This window comes from Brevibacillus sp. 1238, from assembly GCF_029892995.1.
Classification (GTDB): Bacteria; Bacillota; Bacilli; order Brevibacillales; family Brevibacillaceae; genus Brevibacillus; species Brevibacillus parabrevis.
The window spans coordinates 32,886-51,394 of sequence record NZ_JARXWC010000018.1; the positions used below are offsets into that span (position 1 = coordinate 32,886).

Sequence of the window (18,509 nt, forward strand, 5' to 3'; positions counted from 1 at the left end):
AATGAGGGGGAGTCCGATGAATTTGTCGCCAGTTGAAATTCGCGTGCAAGCGGAAGCGATCCGCGAGGGGCATGTGAACAACGTCAAGTACATGGAGTTTTTGGAGCAAGCCCGCCAGCCGTGGTATGACTATTTTTTGCACCTGGGCTTCCGCTCTTTTGTCGCCAAGCTGCAAGCGGACTACAAGCAGGAAGCGTTTTTCGGCGACGTCCTCGTCATTCATACGGAGGTAGAGCGAGTGGGAAACACGAGCTTTGTCCTTTCCCAACGGATGTACAACCAGCGGGAAGAGCAGGTGCTGGATGCCGAGGTGACGTTTGTCGCTATCTGCGCCAAAACAGGCGAGAAAATCCGCGTGCCGGATGAGCTGCGGACAAAAGCGTAAGCAGGACGGCAGAGCAGCACAGGAAGGGGTCCGATCCGAAAAGAATCGGGCTTTTTTGGCGTGGAAAAGGGGTTCCCACGAAGCGGCAGGCGAGAAGTGGAGCCAAAAATGAAGCAGTCCGTGACAGGAAGACATGACAAGTTAGTACAAAAGTAGCTGATACGGAAAAAAGAATGTTGAAATTTGTGGAAAATTTGACTAAAATACACTTTGCGTACAAACTTTCCTCACGATTCGCTGTTGGTTTTGCCTCGTTTCGACGAAAATCAAATCTGACGGGAAGGGAGCGCGGCGCCACCACATCATCCAATCGATGCAGCCGCGATACAAGCTATGTCGAGCACCATCAAAACGAATCAAATATCGCTTCCGAAAGGGGGAGGCGCCATTTCGGGAATGGGCGAAAAATTTCAGCAAAATGAGTTTACCGGAACCTTTTCGTTCAGCATCCCGCTCAGGCTTACTCCCAGCCGGGATTGTTCGCCCGAACTGCATCTTTCCTACAGTTCAGGGGAAGGCAACGGCATTTTTGGCCTTGGTTTCCATCTTTCCCTCCCCACAATATCACGAAAGACAGCAAAAGGCATCCCGCGCTATGACGATTCAGACATTTTTCAGCTCTCCCATGCAGATGACCTGGTTCGCCAGCCTGAACAAGGCGAGCGGCACACGGTCCGCGCAGGAGAAGACACGTATCAAGTTACGAAGTACCGCCCCCGCGTGGTCGACGCCTATGACAAAATCGAGCGCTGGGTAAATATAGCGACAGGAAGCACGCATTGGCGAGTGACCGATCGCGAACAGTTCGTCCAGCTGTTTGGAAAAACCGAACAAGCAAGAATCAGTGATCCCGATGACCCTGCCCGCATTTACCAGTGGCTGCTGGAAGAAGCATTCGACCCAAAAGGCAACCACATTTCCTATGACTACGAGTCCGACATCGTCTCCTCCAAAACCCCCGCGCACCAAGACGAGAAACGTATCCCATCAGCCAACAAGTATATCAGCCGCATACGTTACGGAAACAAAGTCCCTTATCAGGAAGGGGAGTCGCTACCTGACGTCTATCATTTCGAAGTTGTCTTTGACTACAGCTCTTCCGCAGATGCACGCCCTCTGACTTCGTTTGCAAACAGACCGCCCGTTGCGTACCGAAGCGATTCCTTTTCCCAGTACCACGCCGGATTTGAAGTTCGGACAAGCCGCCTGTGCCGCAAAATGTGGCTGTTCCATCATTTCGAAGCCTTGGACCGCAATCCGCTTCCCGTTCAATCCTACACCTTTTCGTATGAGCAAGCATCGACTGTATCGCTGTTGTCCAGTGTCGAGCTGACGGGTTTTCGCTGGGCGAATGGCGAGTATGCGCAAGAAAGCTTGCCGCCGCTTCTGTTGAACTATTCCCGCTTTGAGCCGACAGCGCAAACGTTCCAGCCGCTGCGCGCGCTCGACCTGGCTGCTCTTCCCGCAATGGGACACGATTCTTCCGCAGAGCTGATCGATCTGTACGGCGAAGGAATCCCCGGTATTTTGTATCAGGATGAGGTTTCCGCCCTCTATCTGGAGCCGATATTGGCGCAGGACGAACAGGGAAGCGATATCGTCGCGTATGCGCGTCCGAAAGAACTGCCGACTTTCCCTGCGGCGAATCATGTACCGTCGTCCAGTCAGCAGCTGATGGATTTGGCTGGAAACGGGGAGTTGGCACTGGTCGTTGCGACACTTTCGGAAGCGGGGTACTTTGCCAGCGGGCCAAGCAAAACGTGGCGTCCATGGAAGCCGTTTGCTTCGTTTACGAACGCTTTTTTTCAGGATGGACACGCGCTCGTTGATTTGACCGGAGACGGACTGGCTGACTTGGTGCACATCGATCAGGAGACGATTACGTACTACCCGAGCAAGGGAGCGGAAGGCTTTGGCGAGCCGGTGCGTGTATGGCGAAGAAGCGATTTGCCTCTGCCCCGACAGGAAACGAAGACAGAGGCAGTCAAGTTTGCCGACATGTTCGGCAGCGGGATGCAGCATCTTGTCAAGGTTGCCAACGGCAGTGTCCAATGCTGGCCGAATTTGGGCTACGGACGCTTCGGTGAGCCTGTAAGCATGGAAAATGCCCCGTATTTTGCCGACGGACTGGACGAATCCCGGTTGTTTCTCGTCGATGTGGACGGTTCAGGTACAGCGGATTTGATCTACGCCTATCCCGATCGGATTGATGTTTACTTGAACCAGAGCGGCCATTCCTTTCGCGAACCGTTCAGTGTCCCGTTGCCAGCCAGCTGGGACAGAATCAATCAGCTACAGTTTGCAGACGTGCATGGAAACGGCACGACTTCGCTCGTTTTCAGCGAAGAATACCCCACGACCAGACACTGGTGCTACGATTTTTGCTCTCGCCAAAAGCCGTACCTTTTGACCCGCATTGAAAACCAGTGCGGAGCAGAGACGCGCATTTCCTACCGCTCCTCCACTTATTTTTACATGAAAGACAAAGAGAATGAGTTTTTCTGGCAGCAGCATTTGCCTTTTCCCGTTCAGGTCGTCGAGAAGGTGGAGAGCATCGACTGGATATCCCAGGCGACGATGTGCACGCGGTACGCGTATCACCACGGCTACTACGACAGCGTGGAGCGGGAGTTTCGCGGCTTTGGCATGGTGGAACGGACAGACGCCGAGACACTTTCGGCAGAGGCGGAACCAACGGATGTGCCCCCTGTCTGGAGCAAAAGCTGGTATCACACGGGAGCGGTTGCCGAATCCGGCGAATTGTCCCGGCAGTTTGCCCGCGAATACTACCAGGGCGACCTGCAAGCTTATCCGTTTCCGGACAGCACACTCGTACAGGCGACAGCAGCAGGACAGCCCCCTCGCGATGTGATTGATGGCGAGACATTCCGGCAGGCCAGCCGCTCGTTGAAAGGCCAGCTTCTGCGCAGGGAAGTGTACGCGCCTGCTGCTGCGGTCGCCTTTGACGATCAGGACCCGGCTGCGCCGTACACCGTGGAGGAGATGAGCTACTGCGTCCGTATGCTTCAATTGCCCGAGCGAAGCGAGTATGGCGTGTTTGCGATCGAACCGCAAGAATCGATCTCGTACCATTACGAGCGCAAGTGTGCCGATCCGCGCATCGAGCACAGCTTCGTTCTGGAAGTCGATCCGTATGGAAATGTCCTCAAGTCGTGCGCGGTTTCGTATGGACGAAGACAGGGCGCCCACACTTTTCCCGAGCAATTGACGGGAAAAGTCGTGTACGAGGAAGCGACGGTGCTAAACAGCATCGGACAAAACGTGTACCTGCCGGGAGTTCCCGTCGAGCATAAAGTGTTCCACCTGAAAAATGTGACGCTCTCCCAAGAGCGGCCCTATGTTGCCAAAAACGAGCTGCTCAGCGCGATTGCCTCCATTCGTCCGTCTGAGGCTACGCCGCTCATCGGATGGGAACGGCATTATTACTGGGACCCGATTCGCCAGGAACGCTATCCGCTGGGGGAAGTATCCGCGCAAAAGCTGCTTTGCCAAACAGAGACAGCCGTTGTAACGGAACAGCAGATCGTGGAGCGATTTGCCGAGGTACTGCCAGCGTCGCAACTGAACGAGTTGCTGCAACAAGAGGGCGGCCTTTTCTCGGACGGTGATTTTTGGTGGAATCCCGGTTTGCTGGAAGTTCATTTGGAGGCGGCAGGATTTTATTTGCCGCAATTCGCCGTAGACCCGTTCGGCAATCGGACGACATATCGCTACGACTCGTCCTACTTGTTCATCGAGCAGACGACAGATGCGCTCGGAAACGCGACGAGCGTGCAAAAGCTGGATTATCAGACGATGAAGCCTGCGCAAGTCCTCGATCCAAACGGCAACTGCACAGAAGTGTTGTTCGACCCGTTCGGACGTGTGATCGCGATGTCGTACTACGGGACTGAAGGGGGAGTGGCGACAGGCTTCCAGCCGCTGTCCGCCTATGTGGAGCGCGGACGTCCCGATCTGGATCGCCTTTTGCACAGCCCGGATGGCGGTCGCTTTTATGTGCAGGGAGCGGCGTGCTTCTTTGCTTACGACGACTTCGCCTGGGCAGAGCGCAAACAACCGATCGTTTCGATCCAGCTCAACGCGCAAGATTATGCATCGAGCGAATCTCGACCTGCTTTTACCCAGTTGACGTACCTCGACGGATTTGGCCGCGAGCACCAGCAGATGGTGAAGGTCGAGCCGGGAGCGGCGTACGGCCCGGACGGAAAACTTTTGCCTGACCCGGTAGAGCCGCGATGGCTGGCGACGGGACGTACTCTCTACAACAACAAGGGCAAGCCGGTAAAAGAGTACGAGCCTTACTATTCGTCCTCGTACGTCTACGTCGACGATCCGGTGCTGCGGACGTTCGGAGTTTCTTCCACGCTCACCTACGATCCGCTCGGGCGCGTCATCCGGGTCGATACGGCCAAAGGCTTTTTTACGCGGGTTCGCTTTACCGCATGGTCCGAATGGCACGAAGACGAAAACGATACGATCCTCGAATCCCGCTATTACCAACAGCATGTGGACGACGAGGACCCTGCTTTTCAACAGGACAGGCTGGCGCTGCAAAAAGCAAGCCTGTTCGCCGGGACTCCAGTCGAAAAACAGCTCAACTGCGACGGCAAAACGATCCGCTTGATTCAAAAAGCAGAAGGAATAGTTGCTCCTGACGATTTTACTGCGCTGGGCTTGTCGATCAGCCAGGCAAAAGAATTGTTCCAGGAGCTGCAAACAAAGCAATTCGTCGATTTTCGCGGGGCTTTGACTTATTTGTTCCAACCTGAACGGGCAGGCTTCACCCTCGGACTCAGCGCTCCATACGCTTCACAGGAAGCGGCTGTGATCAGCAAGCTGTCGTCCGTTCAAAAGACAGGCGCAGAGCTTGCGGCTTGCTACGAATGGGACGTCCGGGGGAACCAGATCAGCGGCGCTGACCCGCGCCTGGCCAAGTCCGGCGAGCGCAACTTCTTCACGCAATACGACCTGGCGGGCAACATTTTGTACAAAAAGAGCGCAGACGCCGGGGAACGCTGGCAGCTTTCAAACATGTTCGGGCACGTCATTTTGACGCGAGATGCGAACAATCAGCTTTTGCGCTACAAATACGATGCGCTAGGGCGGCTGAGCGAAACGATTCGCCAGGATGAAGGGAAGTCTTTTGTCCTGGAACGGATCGTGTACGGAGACAGCCCAGCAGCCCAGCAGGCTTTAGCAGGGGAAGATCCGGCGAAGTTCAACCTGCGCGGGCAAATTTACCAGCAGTACGACCAGGCAGGATTGGTTACGCATCACGTGTACGATCTGGGCGGCTCCATGCTTCGGGCAAGCAGACAGCTGTGCACCAGCTATCGCGAGCAGACCGACTGGGGAAGCGGGCAGGAGCCGAGCACGCTTTTGGAACCAACCGTGTACACGACTTCCTACGAGTACGATGCGTTGGCGCGTTTGACTGTCGCTACCGCTCCCAACGGGCTTGCGCAGCAATACGAATACCATTTGTCGGGGCTGTTGGACAAGCTGCTGGTCAAACAAACTCCAGAATCGCCAGCCGAGCCGTATGTGGCAGGCATTTCCTACGACGCAAAAGGCCAGCGCACCCGCATTCAATACGGAAACGATGTAGTGACCAAATACGAGTACGAGCCTGCGACATTCCGTTTGCTTCGCGCGATCAGCACGCGGCAGGCGGACCGCAAGCTGATGCAGGACATTGTCTACACGTATGATCCCGTTGGCAATATCGCATGCGTAACGGATCAGGCGCTGTCCACTGTTTTTGCCAATCAGCAAGTGGTAAAACCGCAGTCTGTCTACACGTACGACGCTCTCTACCGCTTGATCGAAGGGACAGGCCGTGAACATCCGGGCATGTCGCCGCAAGCGGAGTCTGCCGGGGCTTTTGCCGATAGCGGCTTTGTCCCGCTGTCAAACGTACCGCTGAACGACCAGCAGCAACTGCGCAACTACACTCGCCGCTTCACGTACGACGCTGCCGGAAACTTGTTCTTGACCAAGCATCTGACCGGGACTGATTCTGGCTCGTGGACACGGCAAATGACTGTTTCGGAACGCTCCAATCGGGCAGTCGAAACCGAACTGTTGTCCGCCAGTGCGACTGGGCTTCCGCTGACAGCCGAGCAAATCGATGACTTTTTCGACCGAAACGGCAATGCCATCCGCATGGTCGGGATCGACGAGATCGCCTGGAACGAACGGAACAACATTCGCCAGGTGACGGTCATCGCGCGGGAATCCGGCTTTTCGGACAGCGAGTATTACGTGTATGACAGCGGCGGAACCCGCATTCGCAAAGTGACAGAGCGCTATGCGAACAACAGCACAGTCGTGCACAGAGAAGAAACGATATACATGGGAACTTTTGAAATCAGGCGCACGCTGCAAGGAAGCCAGCTAAAAGAAGAAAAGCACACGCAAAAAATCATGGACGGGCAGCATTGCATCGCTGTCTGCCTCTCCTGGACAGAAGGTCTTCCATCCGACGTGACCAGCAATCCGCAAATCCGCTTCCAACTGGAAAATCATTTAGGCTCGGCCGTGCTGGAGACGGATGCATCCGGCAAAATCATCAGCCTGGAAGAATATTACCCGTACGGCGGCACGTCACTCATCGCAGGCACCAGCCTGCAAGAAGTAAAGCGGAAGCTGTATCGCTACGGCGGAAAAGAAAGAGATTCACTCACTGGCTTTTATTACTACGGCGCCCGCTACTTTGCGCCGTGGCTGGGCAGGTGGATCAATCCCGATCCGGCGGGGGAAGTCGACGGCTTGAATTTGTTCGTATTCGCCCAAAACAACCCGTTGGTCTTCCGCGATGCAGGGGGCTACGTGTCGATCAAACAGGCCAAAAAGAATGCAAACGGCGGCAAATCGAAACCGAAAAAGAAAAAGCTTTCGGTCAAACGGGACACCGACAAATACTTCCGCTTTTCCGGGCGGCCCGATTTCGACTCGGCGGGGAAAAAGATCAAGCTGAAAAAGGAACAGGATCGCCGCCACGTCATTGGCTACGACGATGTGATCAGACCGTCCTACGAGCGCATCATCAACCTGGTGATCAAAAATGCAGGGAAAGAGAAGTTCATCAAGTGGCAGATGAAACGCTATCAAAAATATAAAATCACCCGCGCTCCCAAGGAATCCGCACCAGTGGAGAAGCATTTGACTTTTGGTTTAACCAAGCTGAACAGTACGCCAGGCAACCTGAATCCAGAAAACGCTCACGAAAACCAGGCGATCGAAAAAGTGCGGGAACAGGCGCTTCTCGTAGAGGAAAGACTGGGGAAAGCTTTTTCGGAGTCCATCCCGACTTTGGACGAAGTGAAAACGATCATGAAGACGGGCTTCAAGCTCAGCGACGGCGGCACGCCAATCAAGGACTATGCCGATTCGGTGCGCAAGTTCGTGCACAAGCGGATTGACGAAGCGACAGATGTGATTCAACTGAGCAGAATCTTGCATGAGACCAAAGTATCGACGGGCGTTGATTTGAATAAAGGAAGCGGCACCAAAGAACAAACTTCCTTCGCCTTGAGCTATATCGAGAAGGTGACGGAGGCAAGCGATCCGAACAGCACGATGACCGATGAGGAACGTCTGGATGTGGTCTGGTCGTTGCGGGCTATTCCGAAGAATTAAAAAACAGGGAATGAGGAGAATCGTATGAATGACCAATCGTTTTCCCCCATTGACAGTCCTTCTCTCGCACGCTTTTTTGCACAAAACCCGGATATACACGTAGCGACTTTTCCCTTTCATAAAGAAGAGGCTGTCGCGCAGCTGAACTGGGAGGGGATCGACCGGCAGGAAGCCATTCCGGAACTCCGTGCCTATCAGCGGCTGCTGCAAATTTACCCAGATCCACAGGTGGCGAAACTGTTGCTGCAAACAGATGTCACGGATGCGCCGCCACCCGTCCTGCTAAAAAGCGCCGCGGCTGCTTCGGCCCGCTCCGAGCGATTTGATTCTGCGCACAAGATCACTTCGCTCAGCCGGGAGCATTTTCTCGCCAAAGTCGGGCCGCAACTGGGCGAGTCCGGCCCGCAAAAAGCGGGAGAAATCTACGATAACGCGGCGCATATCCGCAATCAGACGATGCACGTGTGGGCGAATCTGGTTCAGTTGCAAGCGCCGCACTATCAAGCGCTTTCCGTGAACGCGACCTCTCCCGATATTTTGGACCATTACACCTCCCTGCCGAGTTACGACGAGCTGTTCGGCAGCTTGAACTATTGCGAGTGCCAGGATTGCCAATCGATTTTTGGGCCTGCCGCCTACTTCGTCGATTTGATGCGGGTGATCGAACAGTACGTGACCAAGCCGAATGCAAAAGAGATCGACAAGGGGATGTCCCTGCTGGAACGTCGAGCCGATTTGGCAAAGATCGAGCTGACGTGCGAGAACACGAACAAGACGATGCCGTACTTGACGATCGTCAACGAGCGTCTGGAGGAAGCGGTACAAGAGGCGTGGGGAGGTCAGGACAAACTGTACCCGTCACTGGCGAAGGCGAGCTATCCGTCCGCGCTGCCTTTCCATTTGCCGCTGGCGAAAATCCGGATTTACTTGCAGCGATTGTCCGTTCAACTGGAAGCTGTGTATCGCACTTTGCCTTCCCAGCCAAAAGATGTCGCAGCCCATACGCTGGGCTTGTCGCCAGAAGAGTGGCAGCTGATTGCTACAAGCGAAAGCGACGTGCAAAAGCTCCAGACGTACTTTGGTGTCAGCGATTTGGCTCAGTTGACAGACGCTTCGGTTTTTTGCAAAAAGACCGGATTGAAAGTGACCGACCTGCGGCAGTTGCTGGAACAAGACCTCTCGGCAGACGAACAGAAAGCCGGGATTGCCAATAACTTTTTTATTAACCGCGATCTCGCAGCACCTGTTGCCCTGGTGCTCGCCGAAGATTCCTCGCAACTGCAAAACCTCGTTCCAAAGGCGCTGGACCGCATTCATCGCTTTTTGCGCCTGACACGCAAGCTGGGGTGGAGCTACGCTGAGCTGGATTGGGTTTTGCATGTGCTCAACCCGGATACGGTGGCGCTCGATGAGGCGGCCTTGATCGGGATCGCTGCCATCGAGAAGCTGAGCAGAGACACGGGCTTGTCTGTCCTGGCAGCATGCGCTCTGCTCTACGACTTGAAGACATACGGCGATGCTTTATTTGATCAGGTTTACAACGGGAGCGGAATGAGCGTCTACCATCCAAAAGATGCAGGCAGTGAAAACTATCGCTGGAACCAACTGTACAAACAAGACGCAGCGGTATGGAAAATCGGGGCGACGGACGAAGCAAATCGCAAGCAGGCGGGGCGGATTGCGGGCGGTTTGGGGCTTCAGCAGGACGATCTCAGCGCACTGGCAGAAGCTTTGTTTGGAGCAAGCGCGGAAGTAAGCCTGACCGTCGCCAATCTGTCCAAGCTGTACCAGCACGTCAAGCTCGCGGCGCTGCTGAAGCTGCCTGTAGCCCAGTACATCAAGTTCCGCCAGCTGACAGGCACTTCTTTCGCGGAACGGCAATCAGCCGCACAAATTTCTGATTTGCTTGGTCAAGCCAACCAGCTGCGCCGGATGAATCTGCAAGTGTACGAGCTGGACTACGTTATGAACGGGGTCACAAGCCCGTTTGTGCAAGTTGCGTATCAGGACAAAGATGTCGACCCGTGGCTGAAAAATCTGCCTGCTCTGACGGCGAGCACGGCGGAAGATGCCGACCAGCAAAAGAAAGAGCAGGAAGAAAAAATCAGGCAGCAAATCGCTTCTTTCCTCGGTGCGCGAACGGAGCAGATCGATCACTTGCTGCATCTGGCCGGGCGCCAAGAGGTAGCCGATCTTTTCCTGAGCGAGAAAAACAAAAAGGAAGCTGTGCAACTGTTGCAGCTGCTGTCTCGCTGGCTGTTGCTGACGCGAAAACTGCGACTGACCAACGACGAGCTGGACAATCTCGGTGACGCCAAAGCGGCGTATGGCATTGCCGATGTCAGCGCATTAACGCTGAAAAACATACTCGATCTGGGCAGATGGAAAGAGCTTCGAGCAAGCTTTGCGGATACGACTGGCAATCTGTTTGCCTTCATGAGCGCTGCGAGTGATGAACAACGGGCAAGCGCGCTGGCTGATCTGACGGGACGGCCGTTGGGACAGATTTCCCGCCTTCTCGGTTTGTTTGCTGCGGCAGGCAACCGGGTTGACCAATTGGTAGCAACGAGCCGCGCCATCGACCTTTTGGGAGCAACAGGCGCAGACCCTGAGTTTCTTTTGCACCTGCAAAGTGTTTGCACAAAAGGTGTGGACGAAGCATGGGACGATTATGAAAAGACAGCAGATGACCTGCTTGCGCTGGTGCGAGCGCGACTGGCGGTTGCCAACTGGGACGAATGCTTCGCCCAGATCGACGGGGAAATCCAGGAGCAGAAACGCACCGTGCTGATCGCAACGGCATTGGTGGAGCTTCCGAAAACGCCGGAGCGTGCCTGGATTACCAATTCGCGCAGGCTGTACGAGTATTTGCTGATCGACGTGGAGATGGGCGGGACGACACGCATCTCCTACATCAAAGAGGCGCTGAATGCAGCGCAGCTGTATTTGAGTCGTTGCCGCGAGCTGCTGGAGCCGGGCATTGTCCACTGGAACATCCCCGACCCGTGGTGGGAGTGGCTGCTGAACTATCGGACATGGGAAGCGAACCGCAAAATTTTCCTCTATCCCGAAAATTACCTCGATCCGGCTTATCGCAAAAGCAAAACGAGCCTGTTTGAAGAGCTGGAAAATACGCTCAAGCAGGGCGAGGTGAACGCGCAAACCGTCGAGCAGGCTTTTACGAAATACTTGGATCGCTTTGCCGAACTGGCCAAGCTGAAGTACGTCGATGCGTATTACGGACATATCGTCGGGGCAGACAAGACCGAGTCGAACCAACTGTTCCTCGTGGCGCGAACCGAAACGCAGCCGTACAAGTATTACTACCTTATTCGCAATCAGGATACGACCTGGTCAGAGTGGCAGGAGATGGATGTCACGATCAGCGCAGAGACGGTCACGCTCGTCCACGCGTTCAACCGACTGTTCGTCTTTTGGGTCGAGCAGAAGAAGTTTGACAAAAACAACGGCAATGAATCGGCGAAAAAAGCGACAAAGGCCGCAATCAAGTACAGTTTTTACAACTTCAGCGGCAAATGGGTCCAACCCCAGACGCTCGCCGACGACATCATCATCAACGTAGAAGGCAGCGCCTATCAGAAAAAGTATGAGAGCTTGCTGCCCGGATCGTTGTTTGCGCCCAACCAGATCGCCTGGCAAAAAGTGTACCCGCTCACGATTCAGAAGGATCAGTTCTGGGTACCGGGCGCGGGGACAAATTCGTTTGAAAAAGTCATCCTGCTTTACGGGCCGATGCTCGATTTGGAAGCCAGTCCTGCTCTGAACAAGGTCGATGCACCTGACCGTTCCGATGAAACGACCCAGCAGTTTGAGAGTGAACTGTACCAGACGCTGCGCTACTTCTCTCAGGCAAAATCGCTCTCTTACGACGGCTTGCTTCCGTTGCAGAAGCCGATCGTGATCAACGACGACTTGCAGGTCGGCTTTTTGGCCAATCCGAACGAGTTCCTGCTGTTTGCCAAAGATTCGGACCAAAGCACGCCACAAGTGCGGACCGAAATTGATCGCAGCGCGGGACGGCTCAATCTGATCCAGACGAACCAGCTTGTGTATGACAACGATTTGGCCGAGCAAATAACCGTTCCTTCGCCTGTGCTTCGTCCTGTGCGCCTGACGGCAAATTCGTTCGTGTCCAGCGAGGTCGGTATTGAAAGCGCAGGCTCCACCGCGATTTTCAACCAGTTGGTGGCAGAGGGTTACGTGACAAAAGACGGCTCGATCGATCTGTCGATTCCGTTTGATGACGTCGCTTCGTCACTGGAGCAAATACTGGACGGGCAGCCTGGCAAAGAAGACAAGCTGTCGGCTTGCATCAAAGTCGTCGGCAGGGCAGTGGGCACGCCATGGCTGTCTACCGCGATGCGAAACAAAGATTACGGCTTGTTCCCGGTCAAAAATCACCCGTCTGCCTTTGTGTTCCGCGGAGACAAAGAATTTATCCTGCTGTTGGACGGCGAGCAGCAAACGAGTGCCATCAATCGCTCTCTCTTGAACAACGATACGCTGTTTACGCCTGATTCCTTTGTCTCGGCAGCAGTGGGCATTGAGAAAACAGGGGCACAAGCGATCTATCAAGCATTGATTACATCCGGTTTCCTGGATGCGCGCGGTCGCCTGGATGAACAGACAGAGCTTGAGGACTTGACCGAATTTTTGCAGACGCAATTGGCTATTGAAGATCAGATGTACGCCGTGCGCAACATCCTGATGCACCGCCCGGTTTTCAGCAAAGACGACTTCATCGCCGCTGCTCCCATCGATATCCAGCAAAGCGGTTCAGAGCTGATTTTCCAGCAGCTGATCGCCGCCGGGTATTTGGACAAGACAGGCCGCCTGGATGCCGATACGGATTTTTACGAGCTGGAAGAGAGCGTCGCAGATATTTTTCAAGGCCAGCTCAATCCGGACAAAAAAACCCGCTATGTGGTCGATACGCTGTATCAGCGTTCTTTTCCGACGACGGTCGGGTATCTCAATACCGATCCGGCTATCGGCGGCATATACCGCTTCCGGTTCGAAGCGATCCGCCTGACGACAGCTGCCGTGCATCGGTTGAGCAGCAGGCTGTTTACGGGAGGAGTCGACGCCTTGTTGAGTCTGTCTTCCCAGCAAATTCCGCTGGAGCAAGAGCTGCCTTTTGAACGCTTCCAGTTTTCGGAAAGCTGGGTCGCGGCACCGGAAGCGCTCGACGGCGCGCAAGTGGACTTTTCCGGGGCATACGGTCCGTATTATTGGGAGCTGTTCTTCCACGCGCCTTTGTACATCGCCAATTTGCTGAAGACGAACCAGCAGTTCCAGGAAGCGGCGAAATGGTATCAATTCATTTTCAATCCGACCGTTCCCGTGCAGCCGCTGCAAACCGACTCGTTCCAAAGCTCTACGTTGGGATTGCGCGATTCGCAGCGCATTTACCGGGTGTTAGTCGATCAAAAAATCATTACGGCAGATGGGCAAGTCAGTGCGACGTACAACCGCAAGACCAATCTCGCCAAAATTTTGCCGTTTTTAAAAGACAGCCAGGTGACGACGGTCAAAAACATCTTGTGCAACCACCAGTTGAGCAGTCTCGTCGCCCGCTTCTGGCAGTTCCAGCCGTTCCGCAACCGCACACTGGAAGCTTTGCGCGAGCAGCTCGGCAATCCGAACGAAATCAAGGCGTACAATGATGATCCGTTTGATCCGCATGCGATTGCCCGACTGCGCAACGGCGCCTATGAAAAAGCGGTGGTCATGCAATACATCGACAACTTGTTGCAGTGGGGAGACTCGCAGTTTGCCCAGTACACGTGGGAATCGATCATTGCAGCTACGATGCATTACGTGTACGCCTACAACCTGCTCGGAGAAAGACCGCAAAATCTCGGGAAATGCCCGGATGCCGCGCCGCTTACCTTTGCGGAAATCTACAGTCGTTACCAGGAAAACATTCCGCAGTTTTTGATTGAGCTGGAGCACGATCAGGACAAGACGGATTCGCTGTTTGCTTTTGCGCCGATCAATGCGCTGGACACGTATTTCTGCGTGCCGGAAAACAAACAATTCAGCGGGTATTGGGACTTGGTGGAGGATCGTTTGTACAAAATTCGCCACGGGCTTAATCTGCAAGGCATTCCGCAGCCGCTCGCCCTGTTTGAACCGCCGCTTGATCCGATGCAGCTCGTGCGTGCGGCCAGTGCCGGACAGGATGTGCTCAGCGCTTTGACGCAGTCCCGGGCGGAAATTCCGTTTTACCGCTTCAGCTATCTGCTAGAGAGAGCGAAAAGCATGACTTCCACGCTGATTCAGCTGGGGAGTACCTTGCTGTCGACGCTGGAGAAAAAAGACGCCGAATCGCTCGCGCTGTTGCGCTCTGCCCAGGAAAAGCAACTGCTCAATCTGACCACGATGATCAAAGAGAAGCAGATCGAGGAGCTGAGCGAAATCATCGCTTCGCTTGAACAGAGCAAAGAAGGAGCGAAAACCCGGTTCGATCATTACTCGCGACTGTTTAATGAAAACCTGAACGCCCTGGAAGTAACCGACCTGACACTGCGCAGCACAGCGATTTACCAGCAAATCGCCGGAGTTGCCCTGAAAGGCTTGAGTATTCCCGGCTTCCTCGCTCCGAAAATTTTCGGACTGGCGAACGGCAACATGCAGTTTGGGGATGCGATCAATGCGGGGGCGCAAGTGGCGGACGGAACGGCGCAAATTCTCGACCATATGGCAGGCTTGATGAGCACGGGCGCGCAATACATGCGGCGCAGGGAAGAGTGGGCGTTGCAGCGCGATGTGGCATCCTACGAAATCGCCCAGATGGACAAGCAAATCGCAGGCTCGAAAATTCGCCAGGACATGCTCCGCCGGGAACTGGAGATTCACCAAAAAGGAATCGAGCAGGCCAAAGATTACGAGGATTACTTGAAGGCGAAATTCACCAACGAAGAGCTGTACCAATGGATGGTGGGACGCCTGTCCTCGGTCTATTTCCAAACGTATCGCATCGCGCTCGATATGGCGATCTCTGCCCAAAAGTCGTTCCAGTACGAATTGAATCGCAACGACCAGTTTTTGCAGTTTGATTATTGGGACAGCCTGCACCGGGGCTTGACCGCAGGCGAAGGCTTGCAGCTCTCGCTTGCGCAAATGGAAAAGGCGTATATGGAGCAAAACTCGCGCGATTACGAGATCGAAAAGACGATTTCGTTGCTCCATCTCGATCCGGAAGCGTTTTTGGCCTTCAAGGATGGCTCGAAAGGCGGCAAGAAAGGCGAGCTGACTTTTACGCTGTCGGAAAAGCTGTTTGATTTCGACTTCCCCGGCCACTACAGCCGCAAAATCAAATCGATTTCCGTGACGATTCCGGCGATTGTCGGTCCGTACCAAAATGTGAACGCCACTTTGACTCAAAACAGCTACCAAATTGTCCGCGATGCGAAGCCAGGTGCCGTCCAGCACTTGATCGATCCGAACCAGCCTGCGCCAACCGACGGCTCGCTTATTTTCGGCACGTCGCCCTATCAGCGAATCGCCCTGTCGCGGGGGATGAACGATCCAGGCTTGTTCATGCTTGACTGGCGGGATGAGCGGTACTTGCCTTTCGAAGGCACCGGAGCCGTATCCAATTGGACGCTGAGCTTGCCGCCCGAGACGAACCGGATTGATTTCGGCAGCATTTCCGACATTTTGCTGAAAATCCAATACACAGCCAAGGACGGCGGTCAAGACTTTGCCAACCAGGTGAAGAGCATGCTTGCGAGCCAGCAGCCGCCTTACCCGTATACGCCAGCCAAGATTATCGATTTGAAGCAAGCTTTCCCGGGTGACTGGTCGCGTTTTTGGACAAGTCCGCCGCAAGCGGGCGTCAAGAGCATCCGTTTTGCGCTCGCCGATGCCGTTATTTTGCCGAACTTGAAAGATGTGCGCTTTTTATCGGCGGCTGTCTTTTTGCAAACGCCAGACGGCAAGCTGATCGCGGACAAGGATAGTTCGACGCATTTCTTGCAATTGCAAATCGGCGACGAAGCTGCGAAGCCGATTCCAATCGCGAACAATTACGGTTCAGTCGATCTGTCCGATGTTCCGCTGTCGGCGTCTTCTGCCCAACTTCAATTCCACCTCGCTGAGCTGCCGGATGGCCTTGTTACTACCGATGCGGCGAGCGGAGAAAGGGAGGTGGATCGAAACAGCTTGCTCGGCATCGTCGTGATTTTTACGTACCAGTCCAATGTTTTTGCAACGAAGTAAGCGAGCGTAACAAGGTGTTTTTGCGATGAAAAAGGAGGAAACAAACAGATGGCATGGGAAAATTGTCTGGAAAATTTGCGGGTATCACTGGCTCCGAAACAAGTTTTGGACATGGATACGATCGATTGGAAACAGGTCAATCAAGATGCTTTGGACAACGACGGCTTTAAAAAAGGCGATCCGTACTATCTCGCCTGCCAGGGCCGCCATTGCACGGAGAACGTCAACCAGACTCCTCAGGAGCACGCTTTGTGCCAGTGCAAGGACATCAATGGCAAGCCGTTGCCGGATTGCAAACCGCCAAGCTTTTTGTATCCGTTCAACGCGTCCGTGTGCGTGAACATCGAGACAAAAGAATTTAACTCCAAAAGCGGACGTTCTTGCACGAAGCAAGGAGATAGCTGGTATCAGCTGACGTGCTATTGCTGCTGCTCGTGCTTTGCGTACGGCACACAAATCGGCATCCCGGAAGGCTCCAAGGCAATCGAGCAGTTCAGCATCGGCGATCAGGTGCTGACGGCAAACGTAACGGCTCATGGTGACGGCGTGAATCTGAGCTGGACTCCGGCAACGGTGTCGTTCAGCAGCGGAACCGGGCCGGACGGCTATCAGCCGACGATGGTATTCATCCGCCACGGCGGCGCAGGCTCGATCATCGTGACGCCTGACCATCTGTTCTTGATGCCAAACGGAAAGCTGAAACGCGCGAACCGACTGGTGCCGGGAGTTGATTTCCTCGTTTCCGCGGAAGGCGTGCCTGTGGAAATCAACGAAGTCAGCCTGGGAGAGTACCGCGGAGGCGTCCACCACATCGCGACAGACAAGGAGTTTAGCGGAGAAATCAGCGGTCACCTGCTGATCTCGGAAGGTATCGTTTCCGGCGATTTCAACTTGCAAATTCACGCGGCCGCCTTGAAAGAAGCCTTTTTCGTGGACGATCACGACGAGCTTCCAACGATTGGCCAACCGGAATACGAGCAAACGAACACAGAGCTGTTGAGCGACGAGTACACGAGCTTCCTGCTCATGGCTGGTGACGATGACGAGAAAAAAATCGTTCCGCATACCCGCAAGTTTTATGTACACGGCAAACATACGACAGTCATCCCGAATGACGCGGCATCGTATTTGAGCCAGGCGCAAGCAGTAGACGTCGGCAATCATGCACCGAAGTACGACTTCTCGGAAGTGGGCATTGGCTATGCGACTGTCTCCTATGCCTTGAAGCTGTTCCAAGGTTTCTATCCGGACATCGTCTTCCATCACGATGTGGGCCGCATGGAAACAAACGCGTATGCTTTCGAACAGTACGGCAAACAAGTGGTTGTCATCACAGGCGGAATGACGAGAATCAAGGGGTTTGGGCTGGAAGGAATCGTTACGATTCTCGCGCACATGATCGCCCGTCTGCAAAAAATCCAGCCGCAAGACGAGCTGGGCTACACGTCTGTCGCGATGGCGGATTACTACAGCACCAGCGTGCTGCGCAACGTCTTCTTCGGCAACATGTACGTGACGACTTTCGAGAGCGGAATCAAGCAAATCGCCGAGCTGGTGCTCGACAGCATCGATGAAGAAAATGACGCATACGAGGGAGATCCGTTCGCGCCTACCCGCGAAGTGCGGATCGATTCCATCACAGCCGGAAATACGATGAATTTCCCGCCGGAAGAAGCAGGCGGCCCTGTTCTCGAAGGACTGGAAGTCACGGCGGCAACTGCGGTACTGCCTGTTTTGACACCGCGTCACTTCGTTACGGATGACATCTCCGAGGAGATGGCCGAAGAGGTGTATCAGTCGCTTGTTGCGGCCAAGGTGCTCAGCGAAGAAGGCGAGCTGACAGCCGAAGTATCGGTCGACACGGATTTGTCCGCTTTGTTCAGCGAGCAGTCGGAAGGTTTGAAACGATTGTTGACGGAAGAAGTCCGCTACATTTTGCTGCATGCGACGTCGACGGTTTCCGTTACGTTCAACTTGCCGCTGTCTACCGGAACGGCATTCGATCCGAAGGCGTTTTTGATCAGCCCGGAAGCCAAAGTGAAATTCGTCCGTTTGGGCGAGGATACAAACACACTGCTGATCTCCGCTTCCTTGCAAAAAGAGGTGGAGTACACGATTACGGTTCCACGGATTCTCAAATCGGATAATGGCTCTACACTGAACCCAGACAAGAAAACGGCGACATTCACTCTGGCTTAACCCGGCATCGAGAATG

4 protein-coding genes are annotated in these 18,509 nt (G+C 54.4%); all 4 read left to right on the forward strand.

The window, feature by feature from the left end:
• Window positions 1-16 precede the first annotated feature (16 nt).
• The 4 genes from M2298_RS25905 to M2298_RS25920 all read left to right on the forward strand — a co-directional run bounded on the left by M2298_RS25905 (window position 17) and on the right by M2298_RS25920 (window position 18,493).
• On the forward strand, window positions 17-385 hold the full coding sequence (locus M2298_RS25905) for an acyl-CoA thioesterase (protein WP_173599811.1): 369 nt from the start codon (window positions 17-19) through the stop codon (window positions 383-385).
• A 396-nt stretch (window positions 386-781) separates the two neighbouring features.
• Window positions 782-8,047, forward strand: coding sequence for a SpvB/TcaC N-terminal domain-containing protein (locus M2298_RS25910; protein ID WP_280649254.1), 7,266 nt, complete (start codon window positions 782-784; stop codon window positions 8,045-8,047).
• Window positions 8,048-8,071: 24 nt separating this feature from the next.
• Complete coding sequence (locus tag M2298_RS25915; RefSeq protein WP_280649255.1) at window positions 8,072-16,294, forward strand: Tc toxin subunit A-related protein; 8,223 nt, start codon at window positions 8,072-8,074, stop codon at window positions 16,292-16,294.
• Between the two features lie 48 nt (window positions 16,295-16,342).
• Complete coding sequence (locus M2298_RS25920; RefSeq protein ID WP_122966423.1) at window positions 16,343-18,493, forward strand: Hint domain-containing protein; 2,151 nt, start codon at window positions 16,343-16,345, stop codon at window positions 18,491-18,493.
• The last annotated feature ends 16 nt before the right edge of the window (window positions 18,494-18,509 follow it).